Raw genomic sequence first — 14,201 nt, 5'->3', positions numbered from 1 at the left:
TGGTTCCCATGGGGGGCTTTGTGAGTTCCGATGATGCCTATTTTGGCTCAGGCCTGTTGGCAAGACTAACCTTCAATCAGGAAGCTATTTACTTCTGGAGAAAGGAAATCTATCTGCCGGACGAGAATGATGCCAACTGGAGCTATCCTTATCAAAAGGTCTTTTATGCTAATGTGGTATTAGATGGTTTGGAATCCTTTAGTCCAAAATCGGAAACTGAGCGTCAGCGCATGCTGGAATTGCAGGCTTCTGCCAGATTCTACAGGGCGATGGGACATTTTGAAGTGTTGATGCTTTTTGCGGAGCCATTTGATCCAAGTATTGAGGGACAGTTGGGTATTCCGATCCGCTTGAGTTCGGATATCAATGTAAAGGCGGGCAGGGCAACGATGAAAGAAAGCTTTGCCCAGATTGTTTCCGATCTGAAGGAGGGAATGGACAACCTACCGGTAAAGGCGGATATCCCGAGTAGACCTTCGCAGTGGGCTGCCCATGCCATGCTCGGTAGGGTTTATCTGACCATGCATGCTTTTGGGGAATCCTTTGAGGCCAGTAGTAGGGCTTTGGCCATTGATGATGAATTGATGGATTATAATGAACTGGACTCAAGTTTGAATTATCCATTTGAGCTGATGCATCCTGAGACGGTCTTTTATGGCAGACAGCTTACATCCACCTTTACTGGCAATGCGGAAAGCTATGTGAATCCGGAGCTGCTGGGATTATATGATTCTCTGGATCTGAGGCCGTTTTTCTTTTTCAAACAGAGTTCGGGACCGGAGCGGTTTATTTTCCGGGGCAATTATACAGGGGATTTTTACCAGTTTGGGGGAATTGCCACCGATGAGGTTTTATTGAACCTTGCGGAGGCAGGAGCTAGGTCAGGACATGAAGCAGAAGCCAATGAAGCTCTGAAATACCTATTGGAAAACAGAATGGCAGAAGGCTATCAGTGGGAGGAGGATGTGACAGGGGAGGAACTGATGGAATTGGTACTCTTGGAGAGAAGGAAGGAATTACTTTTTAGGGATATCCGATGGATGGACCTGAAGCGGCATAATCTATATCCTGCTTATGAAACTACCTTGACCAGGGAATTCAATGAGGAGGATGCTGTTCTTCTTCCGAACAGTCCCCGCTATGCCTTTGAAATTCCTCCATTAGAAATGCAATTGAACCCTATGATTCAGAACGATCGCTGATTTGTAGGGTAGGAGGTAAAATGTTAATTGTTATTTTTTGCAACCCGTCAAATCACAATTTTAGGGTTGTGGAGCTGTGGATTTCGGTTCACAGCTCTTTTTTTTGTTGGGTAGTGATAGGTGTTTTAAGGCTATGAATTCAGTAAGACAAAGAAGGTTTATTCGTATTTATATTTCGTTTTCAGTAAAAATAATCAAAGCTCTCTTGATGAGATTGACGAAATTCTTAATTTGGTTTTCACAACACCGAATTCTCCTGTTTACAAATGCGATATAAACGGTATAGGCAAGTGAGAATGGGGTTTAGCGAGGTGTTAGGCGATATGCTATGACCGACCGTGCCAACAAACAACAGAACAAAAATGAACGAACTAAAAATACACTTTGAAAATTGTTATGGAATTAAAAAACTGCAACATACATTCGATTTTACAAAATCAAGAGTGCAAATTATCTACGCACCAAATGGAGCAATGAAATCTTCTTTTGCTAAGACACTTGAAGACATTTCGCTTGACAAAGTTTCAGAAGACAGAATTTTTAGTGAAAGAGTAAATCATAGGTCGGCTCTTGTTGACAATAGAGATATTTTAAAAGAAGAAATTTTTGTGATTAACAGAATGCAAGATGCTGATTTTAAAGAAGCGTCAACCATTTTGGCTAACGAAACTCTTAAAACTGAATACGATGCAATAAACATAAAACTAAATGACACAAAAAAGGAATTTATAAAAACAATCCAACCTTATTTAGGAATTAAAGAAAACGTAATTGAACAAACCATATCTGATACCTTTAAGACAGATATTTATAGTTTTATTGAGAGTCGGACAACGGAAATTAACGCCATTGAAACACCAATCTTGACAAACATAGTTTTCAATGAAATATTCAATGATAAGGTATCAAAATTTTTAAAAGAGAAATCTTTCAACACAAAAATCAAAGAATACATTGCTGTTTACGAAAAGTTAGTAAACGAAAACACTACATTTTTCAAGAAAGGAGAATTTAATCACAACAATGCAGACAATGTTACAAAGTCATTAAAAGACAATGGTTTTTTTAAAGCTGAACATAAAGTAAAAATTAAAGATGTTGAAATCGGAAATATTGACGAATTAGAAAATGTAATAAAGGAGGAGAAAGAAAAAGTTTTAAATGACCCAGAATTAACTTCAAAATTCAATGAAATTGACAAAGCTTTAAACGCAAACAATGAGCTTCGTAATTTTAGAAGTTACGTTGAAAACAATCAAGATATAATCAAAGAATTTATTGACTTAGAAAATTTCAAAAAGAAATTAATTCTTAACTACATAGCAAATCACAAAAGTGAATTTGATGTTTTTGCAAAACTATATACCGAAACCAAAACAAGACGAAACGAAATTACCATTGAAGCAAAAAAAGAACAAGCTGAATGGCTTAAAGTCCTCGCCATATTCAAAAATAGATTTACAATTCCATTTAAGATAAAGATAAAAAACCAAGAAGACGTTATCTTAAAAAACGAACCTGCTTCTTTGATTTTCACTTATGAAGATGGTGCTTCAACAAAAGATTTGGGCGGTGCAGAAATCAATAAAAGTTTAAGCACAGGAGAACAAAGAGTTTTCTATCTTTTGAATATTATTTTTCAAATTGAAACAAGGAAAAAGATAGCAACTGACCAATTATTTATAATCGATGACATTGCCGACTCATTCGACTATAAAAACAAGTACGCAATTATTGAATATTTAAAGGATATTGCAGACGACCATAGATTTAAAATGATTATTCTTACACATAATTTTGACTTCTATAAAACGATTAAAAAAAGATTGGAAAGTGTCAACAATTGGGAAGGCAATTTAAAAGCCGTTAAATCAGCAAGTGAAGTGAATTTAGTTCCTGGCGAAAAGCAAGACGTATTTCCACTTTTGAGAAAGAACTTTCCTACTTGTGAAAAGTCCTTTATTTCGTGTATTCCATTTGTAAGAAATCTAATTGAATATACGATAGGTACAAAAAATACAAACTATCTTATTTTAACTTCCTTATTACACATTAAGCCAACAAATACAGCCGAAAACATAAAAGAAACCAAAGAGCATACAACAGGGGAAATTTTGAAAATTTTCAATAACATTTTTGGAACTACTGCAACTTTGCCAGACACAACAAAAAAGGTTTATGATTTGGCTATTTCTATTGCAGAGGAAATTGAAGCAAACAAAGCAATCGAACCAGTATTGGACTTAAAATCAAAACTTTGCCTATCAATTGCAATAAGGTTTAAAGCCGAAGAATATATTATCAATAAAGTTACAGATGTAAATTTCCATACTAACATTTGGAGTAAAGAAACGGGAAAAATAATTGGACAATACAAAACAGAGTTCCCTAACAACAAAAAAGAGATTGAAATTTTCGACAGAGTGAATTTGATGACAGCAGAAAACTTACATCTAAACTCATTTATGTATGAACCTTTAATGGATTTATCAGAAGACCATTTACTAACATTGTATAAAGACATAAAAGAACTAGAATGCACAATCGCCTAACAAGGTATTGCCAAAACCGGGTCTGAACGGCCTCGATTGGGCATTTTTGCAAGGTTCAGCATTTGTTCTTCGATTGAACTTTTGTGCTAAAATTCCCCGCCTTCGGCAATACTCAAACCGTTAGCTGGCATTGTAAAAGAGACCGATACAACCAAAAAGCAGACATACAAACAAGTGAAAAAAGATTGGAAAAAAAACTAAACAGATTTCTTGACTTAAAAACAACCAATGGTTGCCAGAAAACAACTGAATGTAGTGAATTTACAACTGTAAGTAGCAGAGTTTTTTATCTTATCGCTTTCGAACAAAATAATTTTACAGCATCAATTTAAATTTAAAAAATATGATGCTCAATTCAACAATCATTGGCAACAAGATTGCCGACGCAAGAAAGAAAATTAACCTTTCTCAAGCTGAACTTGCTAACAAAATTTCAATTAGTCCCCAAGCAGTCGGAAAATGGGAACGTGGCGAATCAATGCCTGACTTCACTACCCTGAACCGTCTTGCAGAGATTTTCGGCTTGGATTTAAACTACTTTTCCGACACTTTTAAGAGTGCCACAAATGACGAGCATTTCGAAAAACAATCAATCAAATTACCTACTGAACAACTAAATGAAGAAGGTAAAAAACGATTCGATTGGAATTGGGATATGTCAAACAGCAATTGGGTAGATGCCGACTTCTCGGGTTTAAAAAACCTAAAAGATAAGTTCAGTTCATCCAATATCAAAAACTGCAAATTCATTAAGTCCGACCTATCAGGTTTGATACTAAAAGGTAATGCAATTGCAGGTTGTGACTTTTCTCATTCGGACATTAGAAATGGAAAGATTTATGCTTCTGTGATTTCAAAATCAACATTCATAGAATCCAGTTTGATTGATGCTGAAATTCAGCAAAGTGAAATCAAAAACTGCAACTTTGACAATTCCAATCTTTCAGGAGCAGAGTTTATGAACTCAATCTTTCAAAAGAACTCAATCGAAAGTGCTGTATTGAAACATACATCTTTCAAAAAAATTGGCTTCACGGAAATAACTTTTGGTGGTATTATTGAAGATTGTTCTTTTGAAAATTGCTTTTTTAAAGACGTTAAATTTGAAAATGCTACAATCTTGAATTCATTTTTCAAACACAACCGAAAATTCAATAAAGTCCAGTTCATAGACTGCAAAGTAGATAAACTGACTTTTGCATTTTTAAAAAGTAACGGTGCGAAAATGGTAGGTATCGCAATTATTGAAGAAAATAGCACCGACAAAACATGAAAGAGAAAAAGCAAGAAATCATTGACGGTGTTACCATAAAATATCACGCTAACGGTAAGACAATTTGGTCTAAAGGAAAGATAATAGAAAGTAAGTCCGAAGGCTATTGGGAATGGTATAGAATAGACGGGACAATCAAACGTTCAGGTCATTTTGAGAACGGAGAACCTGTTGGCGAATGGACAACCTATGACGACAAAGGGAAACCATATAAAGTGACGAAAAGGTAACAACGACCCTCAAAACGTTACAGGGCATAACTGAATAAACTTTAAAGAAAAATTTCCCATTCGCATCCAAGCTTCAGGACTGAGGGAATTTATTCATTTGCTCTTTTTATACCCGTTTGGCAATTGTGTAGAAAATCCGTTTTCTGTTAACCATGAACTTAAATAAACAACTCCCTGAGGCTGTGAATTAAGCATGTGGTTTATTTTTTACCCTTTTTCCAAACTAATAGTTTATGTTTTTGAGTTTTTTTAAACTTTTATAGCAAACATGGTTAAAATAGATCTGATTCTCTAGTTGAAGGCATCAATTATTGTTGATGGAAATTCAATGAAATTACCGGAAGACCGAAATTAGGTCAGTGTTTAATTGGTGGACTTTTAGGATTAGTTTGAAAAAATCTCTTGCTTGGAAAAAAGGAAGGGGGCTTCTTGCCCCCTTTAGTTGAATCAATTTGATTATGGAGTTGCCAACGGCAGGGTTCCATTTTTAACAAATTCTCCGGCTTCTACTTGTGGTGAAGAAAAATCATCTTCTTCATGTGAACAGATTTCGGAGGGGGACATGTTGCATTGATAGGTAGATCCTCCCGGGGTAACTCCTGTTAGATCGTACCAGATTTCAGTTCCTGAATCTGGGTCCTCTGCATAGCGAACTGTTGGATTTTCCGCAAAATTCATGGCCATTGCCAATGAAGCACCAAGGACCAAAGCAAGTGCTGGGATTATGTTTTTTAAATATTTCATGTTTATGTCCTGTTTTTTAACCAATCAAAAACAGGGAAACCGTTTCTGGTTGTTTGCCTACTCTGAAAAAGGGTTTTCGGCGTCGCCCTATTAAGACTCATCGGGTACCAGCCTGTCTCTTACCCCAAGCTATTAAGAGAAATGAGCCTCTTTTTCTTTTCTGTTACTTCGTCTTATTTTAATTTTTTCGATATGATTTCTATTGATTTATTGTTTGAATATTGTTACCTATGTAAAAAGTAGTTAACTTATAAGCAAAGTTACTAAGCGGTGCTTTTTATGATTTACTTAACGCTGATTACATAAACCTTTGAGGTTATTTATAACCTCAGGGGTTTTGCATTTTAATCCTTTTTAGGGTCGTGTTGATCAGTTACATTTTTAGTGGTGGTTTTAAGTCCCATTATTGCCAGTCCTATTAATCCAAGGTTGAGAATAAAGTGCCCAGTCCAGCCAAGGCTTTCCAGAATTCCGGCACAATTGCAGGGAACTCTGGGAAATGCACCAGTCCAGATAAGACCTACATAGGTTGTAAATACTGCCAGAACAAGTATGCTCGATAAGAATCCCCACCATCTTGTTATATGGAAGAGAAGAAGTACTGCAATTAGTATCTCTGTTAAGGGAACCAAATAGGCCAATATTTCAGCTAACTCTGGTGGAAAGGTCTGATTGTGGAATGCCTTCCTGCTTTTTTCAAATTGTAGCACCTTGTCAAATCCGGTGTAAGTCCACACCAGGATGAGAGAGATGGCCGCTATTTGAGAAATGAGTTTCATTTTTTTTGGTTGATTGGTTTTGATCCGATTTATGGATTCAATTTCCTAACTACCTCATCCATTGACCAACTAGTATGGTAGATACAGTGTGTAAATAGGTATAATTCGTTATTTGGTTTATGAAATGAAGATGGATTTATTTGGTTTTAAATAATTCCGAATGAATAAACTATGTTTTTTAACAGAATAAATAGTATTATCTGATTTAATTACTATCTTAGTTCTATTGTGATTTGAATTACTCTTTATTGGTCGGGAGGTTTTTTGGTACTACGCTTCTTAGCAAGGGAATGTGGTATTATCAGGAATAAACGATAGGCCAACACCTTCAAAATGTGTAAAAGTGATCAGAGCATCTGGATGTCACATGCAGGGTGCATTCCTAAGCTGTTCTAAAAAAAGGATCAGTTGTTAGCTGATCCCCTACATTTCCGCTGGATCATTTTGGTAGGTTATACTTTGTGATTTATAACATGGCCCAAAATCGAGCGGTTTACCTGAAACTGGTTTTCAGGTCAGACCCTTGTAAATGTTGTCAGGCACTCTCGGAAAAAACTTCCGGTAACCAATGATTTACCACTGGTGGAGTTGGATTGATTATCCATTTTTCTAGTGGACAAAAGTGCCTTTTGGCAAGCGAGAATAGATTGTTTGTTAATCATGATATATGAATTTTTAGTGTTATGAAAATTAATGGGAATAGGGACCTGGCTGGTATTAAGGGTAGATTCGGCAAGGTTTCGGGGATAATTCGTTGGATGGCAAATCCCATGGATTATCCTCTGTACTATTTGTTTCTTGTTTTCTTTGCCTACTGGTTAGTAGATCTTCTAGCTACCTTATTGATAATTGATCGGATCAGTGATTGGTTTTCCCCACTGTACAATTTTTTGTCCGGCTATTTTTTGGTCGCCCTCTATTTCAGATTCATACTTCCAAAATTCAAAATCCCCAATCAAAGAGGTTCGGCCATACTTATACTCCTGCTATTGATCCTTGTTTTTATAGGAAGTAAAGCTTTCGTATATGATGTGGCGCTTTTCAATGGATTTCCTAGGGTTTTTATCATAAATGAACTGCTCCGGGTATTCTTTTTCTTAGGATTGACAACTGCAATCGGGTTACAGTTTGATAAACAGGACCTCCGTAAAAAGCAATTTGAGATAGAGATGGCTCATGAAAAGCTGCAACTTGAACATCGCTCTATGCAATTGAGCTCTCATTTCGTGATGAATGTTCTCAGTATTTATGCCTCAAAGATTACGTTGCTTTCAAGGGATTTGGCAAAGGATTTCTCTCATTTTACTTCGTTGCTTCGGTATAGTTTTCAGGATTTTGAGGAACCGCAGGCTTTGGAAGATGAACTGGTTGCGGTACGAAATTACCTTCAGATACAGAAAATTAGGTTCCCTGATATTTCAATCGCGGATGTTGTCCAATGGAATCCCATAGCAAGTGAATTGCCGATGCCGAAGCTTTGCCTGTTGACTTTGGTTGAAAATGTTTTCTTCCATGGGGATTACAAGGACAAACTGAACCCCTGTATTATTGAGTTTGACTTATCTCTTGATGCCAGTTCTGATTTTTGGCGTTTTACAGCCTTTATTTCCAACAAAGTGCTAAAACGGAATGAAAAAATACGATCTGGTTTCGGGGCTTCTTCTGTCTTCAAAATACTGAGCTATCAATTTGGAGATCGATTTGGATACGAAGTGGAATCAGATGATACATGCTATACTTTAAAAATGTCTTTATTGTATGATACAGAATTTCAAAATAGGGTTAATTGATGATGAACAATCAGTATTGGATTTATTAAGTGCTGAAATTTCAATGCTGCCGGGATTTATAGTAGGCTTTGCAACAACAGATCCGGTAAAGGGTCTTGAATACATCAGAAGGGGAGAAGCAGATATCCTGGTAACAGATATTTTGATGCCTGATTTAGGCGGACTGGAAATTTCAAGAAGATTGATAGATTCAAGGATACCTGTCATCATTTGTTCAGGTCACTCCAAATATGCAATTCAGGGCTTTAAAGTCGATGCCTTGGATTTTTTGGGAAAACCACCTGATCCAATTGAATTAAGCAGGGCTTTGGAAAAAGCGAAAAAGAAAATTGACAGACTCTATTGGGTTAAGAATGTGGTAGAGGAGGATTTTGTGGTGATTGGAGATAAACTTGGCTACAACAGAAGACCTATAAGACCTGAAGATATCCTATACATGGAACAACAGGAGAAAATATCAAAAGTAAAACTGGTGGGTAACCGAGAGTTTAACCTGGTTTCACCTTTTTATCAAAGTCTGGAAAAGCTTAAATCACCCTACATGGTCAGAATACACCAATCCTTTGCTGTAAATATTTTAAAGGTAAAAGTTTTATCTGCTTCCCAATGTGAATTGGTTTCCGGGGATGTTATTCCTATTAGTGTTTCTTACAGGGAGGAACTCAGGCGGATTTTTGAAAATAAGCTAATCCGGTAGCGAGGGGTTTAAATTTTCTAGGTCTGATTGGAGAGGGTATAAAGATGTTTTCCCATTTCCCGGTATAAATGGTAACGGATTCTACGTTCCTGTTCCAATGGAGCTGTTGGGAAAAAGCGGTTACACATCATATGGAGATGATTCATTAGGAAATGGGAGTGAACGGCTCCCTTTCTTTTGAAGTAAGGATGTGAAAGGATGAGTGAAAAATAACTTTTCTGGTTAAACCGGCTTTGTATTGCCTCAGGTGAAAATTGAAATTCCTTTTTGTAAGCCTGCACAATTTGGGTATCCATGATTTTAGTTTCTTTTTGGAGCAGTTTGAAAAGGCTTTTGGATTCAGGGGACTGGATCATGATTTTTTTCCATAAGCTGACAATCAATAGAATTTTTGATTTGTCAGAATGCATGATGGGAAAGTCTTTTCCATGTTTTTTGGCTAAGAATGAAGATTCCAAATGAAATATTTTGTGGGAAATAGGGAGGCTTCTTTTTCCGTATTTCGATGTTTCTGGGAAATAGGTAGCTGTTTTCCATTCCCAGTTTTCTTTTCTGAATAGTCCTTCCAAGTTATTTAGCAGCAGGGGAGACTTATTGGAATCGAAATCCAGAATCCTCAATCGGATTTCGGTGCCTTGGTTTTTGCCATAGATTAGGAAGTACCAGGTGGGGTTTGATTTGAAATACTCCAATTTTTTAAGCAATAAGAAGAGCCGTTGCAAGACTTCTGGGACTTCGGAGTTTTTGATAGTAATGATGAGATATAAACAGTCAGCAATTGCTTTGGTAATGGGATTGAAATGGATAGCGGGAAATTGATCGTTCTTAGTTCTTGAATGCTGGTAAACCAGCTGAAGTGGCCTTTTTTTGTTTTTGCGGCCATTGGAATGAAACCAATGAGCTTCGCTCAAAACCAAGTTTTCATGTTTATTCAGTTCCTCTCTTAGGATTTGCAGGTCATCAGGGTTTTCTAGGCTCAATAATAGTTCCTGGTCCATTTTTCCGACTGATATGTGTTTGGGAAGATCCAAAGCATGCAGTTTTCTTTGGAGTGATTCAAGCGTTTCCAGCTTGTCTTTCTTGAGTTTCCATTTTTTGGGTTGCAGGCATAATTTTCCCCAGCATAGTGCAGGCGTGATAGCTGCCTTTTCCAAGTTGTTGCTTTGATAGGGTTTGAATCGAAACCGGTCTTGATGTGCAACTTCCCATAATAATCTTAATAGGGGATGGGTAATATGTACTCCGTTTAATGGGTGTAGTACAATCGGGATCACTTGTTTTTTGCTCGGTTTATGGAAAAGGATGATCCTGTTTTGCTCTATACCCAGGAACAAATCTCTAAAGGCGAGTTCTTTTGGTGAATTGGGAGGATAAGGGCCTATTTCATAATCGAAAATGTTTTCAACGGCACAGATATGTTCTATTGATTTGTTTTCTATGAAATTGAGATGTGCATACAGGACATGTTCATTTTGAAATATTTTGTTTTTGATTTCAAGTGTCAGGTTTTTAACTGCTGCATCTCTGTTAAATCTCCCGGTGTATACAAAAGGTCGATTACAGACGATGTTTTCAATGACCGGATTTTCTTGCTCATCCATCCTATAGAGGAGTTGGATGTCGAAAATACCCCTGTCCAGATTTTTGTGGGCTACATTTTTTTTAAGATCGATTGAATTCGGACCGTTGTTTTCAAAAATCTTTGAGCTGAAATCTATGGTCTCTTCATTGGGGACACTGGATTCCAGTAGGAACTGGCCGGAGAAAAAATCTCCATTCTCCATCAGCTGTTGCAGGCTTATCCAGCGATCATCAAAATGTTCTATTTGCCATTTTTTATATTCATGTAAGTAGCGGGTTTCTTCCTCGGAAAACAGATTTCCGGCTGTTTCGATAAATTCCTGGAGTGTTTGTTTTATAGAGCAGGGCACTGTAACAGGGTTCTCCAAAACCATGTCGGTTCCGTTTTGATTCTCCAGTTGGATGTCTTGATGTACCAAGATTCCTGAATCGATCAATTGTAACCACAGCTCTTTTAATAGATCATCGAACGCTTCCTGATTTTCTTTTTCTGTTAATTCCTTAAACTGATTAAAGTCAAAGCACCTGTTTTTGAATTTCTTGAACAGGACTTTTAAAAGATTGTTGTAGGGTATTTTCCTTGGACTCCATTTTTGACTGGCCTTATCGTAGACCATGGCATGATAGAAACCATGTTTGAGATAAATGCCTTCTGTTAAATTGTATTGGTTGGAAAGAGGATCTGATGTCCTTGACTGGTAATGGGTATTTTTAAGTTCAGTGGCCTTTAAAGGGTGCTCTAAATGAAACATGTTCCCCCAATCAGCTATCCCGACACCTGCAAATTTTCCAAATGGGGTGGGTCTGTAGTTTGCCCTAAGCAGGTACTTCCTAAGCTTGATTCGTAACCTATCCTCCAAATTCATGAAGTCTTTGGAGGCTAATAGCTTGGCAAATTCCGGTGAAGCTAGCTGGATGGCCTCAATGATTTTTTCTTTTTGATCCGAAATTGCAATTGGATCATTTGGGTCTACATCAAATAAAGGGATGCGATAAAGAAATGCCATTTTTTTTCCGTTTGTTTCCCCAATCCTACCTGAAGTAGGGAGCAGAAATACCGGATTGGCATAATCGATGGTGTTTGAGGTATAAAGTGTAGGTGAATGGGTTTGAATTTATTACATCAATTTATTTTTTAAGGTTTTAAGGGTTTATTCGGATGGATTTCATGAATCCCGTCAACGATTGCCTGGTTTTCCAGCATTCTTTTAATACCTGTAATTTTCTGCTAACTGGTTAATAATGGGTAGATAAAGAATGGTTTTCGGTATAATTAGCTGTTGAAGCTGGAATTTATCTTTTTATCCACTCTTTGAACAGGCTTGATTTGGATTGGGTGACGAAGACATCCTCATGAAATTCCGGTATTAATTTCAACTGGAATTTACCATGGCCATTGGACTGGAAGTGTTGACAGGCTAAATAATGGATGATCATTTTTCTGTTAATCCTGAAAAAATCTTCCTGGGGTAGGAGTTCCTCCAATTTTTCCAGGCTTTCATTCAGGTAATATTTTTTACCAGCTGCAGTTATCAGGTAATTCAGCCGGTCTTCATGATAGATCATTCTGATTTCCTCCAGCTTTACAGGAATGACCCGGCTTCCTTGCTGTACCATGAACATTCTTTTTTTGTTCCCTGAATTTTCTGGCTTGTCTTTGTTTTTTAACAAGTGGTAATGAACCAAATAATAAAAATTGAACAAAAAGATTGGGACCAACATGGCGGAATATCCAACCTGTGCACTCTCTTCGGCCCTGACGGTCAAATTGAAATACCATTTGTACAGAGATAAGAATAGGAAGTCGATAAGTCCCGGTAAAAAGATACCCAACATGAACTGCAGTGAAAATCTGATTAAGGGTTTTTCTTTCCAGTCATAAATTTTATCAAGTCGGACCGTAACGGTGTGTACAAATTCTATAAAGAATCCTGAAATGATCAGGGTTGCGATCAGCTTGATATAAAAGGCCTGATTGGAGAGGGAATCGAGAACTTTTGCTCCTGAGCCGAACATTGCAACTAGTACTGCAGCTAGGATACATAGCGCGATACGAACCCCTTGATTTTGATATTTTATTGGCTGCTTTTTATATCCCAAAACCTTTATTTATCTAAGTTTTATAAAAATCAGGGTAAGTTTGATTTACTTTTTAATCCCAAGATGCTTTTTGATTATAGTTAATTTACGAAAGTCTTGGGTAAAAAATGCTTTTTGAATTTTGTCCTCTTTTTTTCAACCCTTAAAACAGGTGTTTCATCCAAGATATCACCTGATTCAGGATCTAGATGGGTTTGGGATGGGTCTATTCAACGCTTGTCCAAGTAGGTTTGGAAAAGTGAAAACCAAAATATGTAATAACCAAAACACTGGAAACCATGATAGAAAATGAAGCATTTAACATCTTGTTTTTGGAAATGAAACAGAAAATCAATGAACTCGTCGAAACTTCGCCCAATAGGTTAGCAGCTGCCGAGCAAAGCTTTTTGATTGCCAATGAGTATTGTGAAAAAGTCAGTGCACCGGAAAAGTTTGATTCACCTTTGAAGGAAATTTATTTCTATAAACAGATTAGACCTTCGTTTGAAGCGGAACTGATTTATTTTGGCGAGGTCTATTTTATACTGTCGTTTTTTCCTCCCAGAAGAAAAGATGCAATTAAGTTCTTGAACCAACAGTTTTTAACTATCCATCGGTTTCGAACAAGGAATCATGTTCTATATGACTATTTCAGGTTGAATAAAAAAGATCAGGATGAGGTATTTTTTACAAAGTCGAAACTCAACTCTCCGATATGGTTGACGAAAACACTGCCATTAGGGGATAGGAATGCAACTCCTGCAGGAAAGGTAAATGCCAGATTTTTGGCTTTGCAGGAACTGGAATGTTTCCTGCAGAAAATGATGTCGGAGCTGGAGGGCAATACCGAGCAATTGAGTGGTCCGATTAAATGGACTGCTTCTAAAGCTGCTTTAGTTGAACTGGCTTATGCCTTGAAAGCTTCCGGAGCTGTAAATCATGGGAACGTGACTATCCGGGATATTGCCAATCATTTAGAGAAAGTATTTCAGAGGGACTTATCCCAGTTTTACCGCACCTTCCAAGAAATCAGGATCCGCAAAAACAGCCGAACCACCTTTTTGGATAGGCTAAAAGACAAACTGGAAAAATGGATGGATAATACGGACTTTGATGGGAAAGGAGAATTGTAAAAGATCAACTTCTGAATTCTGTGTGTACAGCGTTTTGAATTTTAAATCTTCTCTATTCCTGAATCTTTTTTTAATCCCCCTTCGGGTTTTGATGTGACCTTTTGACTCCGGGCATTCCCAAGTTTGTAACCTCAAAACAGA

General features: G+C 37.1%; 12 protein-coding genes. 7 read left to right on the top strand and 5 right to left on the bottom strand.

The features are described from left to right. From J0A69_RS18770 to J0A69_RS18755, 4 genes are all read left to right on the top strand, one after another. A partial coding sequence (locus J0A69_RS18770) for a RagB/SusD family nutrient uptake outer membrane protein (RefSeq protein ID WP_206588161.1) occupies positions 1 to 1,202 on the top strand: 1,202 nt, incomplete at its 5' end. A 362-nt stretch (positions 1,203 to 1,564) separates the two neighbouring features. Continuing rightward, positions 1,565 to 3,754, top strand: a complete 2,190-nt coding sequence (locus J0A69_RS18765) for an ATP-binding protein (RefSeq protein ID WP_206588160.1) — start codon at positions 1,565 to 1,567, stop codon at positions 3,752 to 3,754. A gap of 343 nt (positions 3,755 to 4,097) precedes the next feature. Further along, positions 4,098 to 5,027: a helix-turn-helix domain-containing protein gene (locus J0A69_RS18760; protein WP_206588159.1), complete on the top strand. Its 930-nt coding sequence runs from the start codon at positions 4,098 to 4,100 to the stop codon at positions 5,025 to 5,027. Beyond that, positions 5,024 to 5,257 (top strand): toxin-antitoxin system YwqK family antitoxin, encoded by a 234-nt coding sequence (locus J0A69_RS18755; RefSeq protein ID WP_206588158.1) that lies wholly within the window; start codon positions 5,024 to 5,026, stop codon positions 5,255 to 5,257. Before J0A69_RS18760 ends, J0A69_RS18755 begins: the two co-directional genes overlap by 4 nt. Before the next feature lie 93 nt (positions 5,258 to 5,350). Here J0A69_RS18755 and J0A69_RS22795 read toward each other — a convergent pair whose 3' ends face one another. From J0A69_RS22795 to J0A69_RS18740, 3 genes are all read right to left on the bottom strand, one after another. Then, positions 5,351 to 5,452, bottom strand: coding sequence for an AbiEi antitoxin N-terminal domain-containing protein (locus J0A69_RS22795; RefSeq protein WP_206588157.1), 102 nt, complete (start codon positions 5,450 to 5,452; stop codon positions 5,351 to 5,353). A 261-nt stretch (positions 5,453 to 5,713) separates the two neighbouring features. After that, positions 5,714 to 6,001, bottom strand: coding sequence for a DUF6520 family protein (locus tag J0A69_RS18745; protein WP_206588156.1), 288 nt, complete (start codon positions 5,999 to 6,001; stop codon positions 5,714 to 5,716). 344 nt (positions 6,002 to 6,345) lie between these two features. Then, positions 6,346 to 6,780, bottom strand: a complete 435-nt coding sequence (locus tag J0A69_RS18740) for a MauE/DoxX family redox-associated membrane protein (RefSeq protein ID WP_206588155.1) — start codon at positions 6,778 to 6,780, stop codon at positions 6,346 to 6,348. A gap of 770 nt (positions 6,781 to 7,550) precedes the next feature. On the opposite strand from J0A69_RS18740, the gene J0A69_RS18735 reads away from it, so the two are divergent. Together J0A69_RS18735 and J0A69_RS18730 are read left to right on the top strand one after the other, a co-directional pair. Beyond that, positions 7,551 to 8,570 (top strand): histidine kinase, encoded by a 1,020-nt coding sequence (locus J0A69_RS18735; protein WP_206588154.1) that lies wholly within the window; start codon positions 7,551 to 7,553, stop codon positions 8,568 to 8,570. Continuing rightward, entirely contained in the window at positions 8,539 to 9,267 is a 729-nt protein-coding gene (locus J0A69_RS18730; protein WP_206588153.1) for a LytR/AlgR family response regulator transcription factor, read from the top strand. Before J0A69_RS18735 ends, J0A69_RS18730 begins: the two co-directional genes overlap by 32 nt. Positions 9,268 to 9,284: 17 nt before the next feature. Here the strand turns inward: J0A69_RS18730 and J0A69_RS18725 are convergent, their stop codons facing one another. Together J0A69_RS18725 and J0A69_RS18720 are read right to left on the bottom strand one after the other, a co-directional pair. Then, the gene (locus J0A69_RS18725; RefSeq protein WP_206588152.1) at positions 9,285 to 11,855 is read right to left on the bottom strand and encodes a thiopeptide-type bacteriocin biosynthesis protein; all 2,571 of its coding nucleotides are present in this window, start codon (positions 11,853 to 11,855) and stop codon (positions 9,285 to 9,287) included. A gap of 286 nt (positions 11,856 to 12,141) precedes the next feature. After that, the gene (locus J0A69_RS18720; protein ID WP_205639954.1) at positions 12,142 to 12,948 is read right to left on the bottom strand and encodes a LytTR family transcriptional regulator DNA-binding domain-containing protein; all 807 of its coding nucleotides are present in this window, start codon (positions 12,946 to 12,948) and stop codon (positions 12,142 to 12,144) included. 278 nt (positions 12,949 to 13,226) lie between these two features. On the opposite strand from J0A69_RS18720, the gene J0A69_RS18715 reads away from it, so the two are divergent. Further along, the gene (locus J0A69_RS18715; protein ID WP_206588151.1) at positions 13,227 to 14,060 is read left to right on the top strand and encodes an RteC domain-containing protein; all 834 of its coding nucleotides are present in this window, start codon (positions 13,227 to 13,229) and stop codon (positions 14,058 to 14,060) included. Positions 14,061 to 14,201: the final 141 nt, after the last annotated feature.

The organism is Algoriphagus pacificus (assembly GCF_017254845.1).
Taxonomy (GTDB): Bacteria; Bacteroidota; Bacteroidia; order Cytophagales; family Cyclobacteriaceae; genus Algoriphagus; species Algoriphagus pacificus.
Note: the sequence above shows the minus strand (reverse complement) of the source record. Positions and strands in the feature narration are given on the sequence as shown.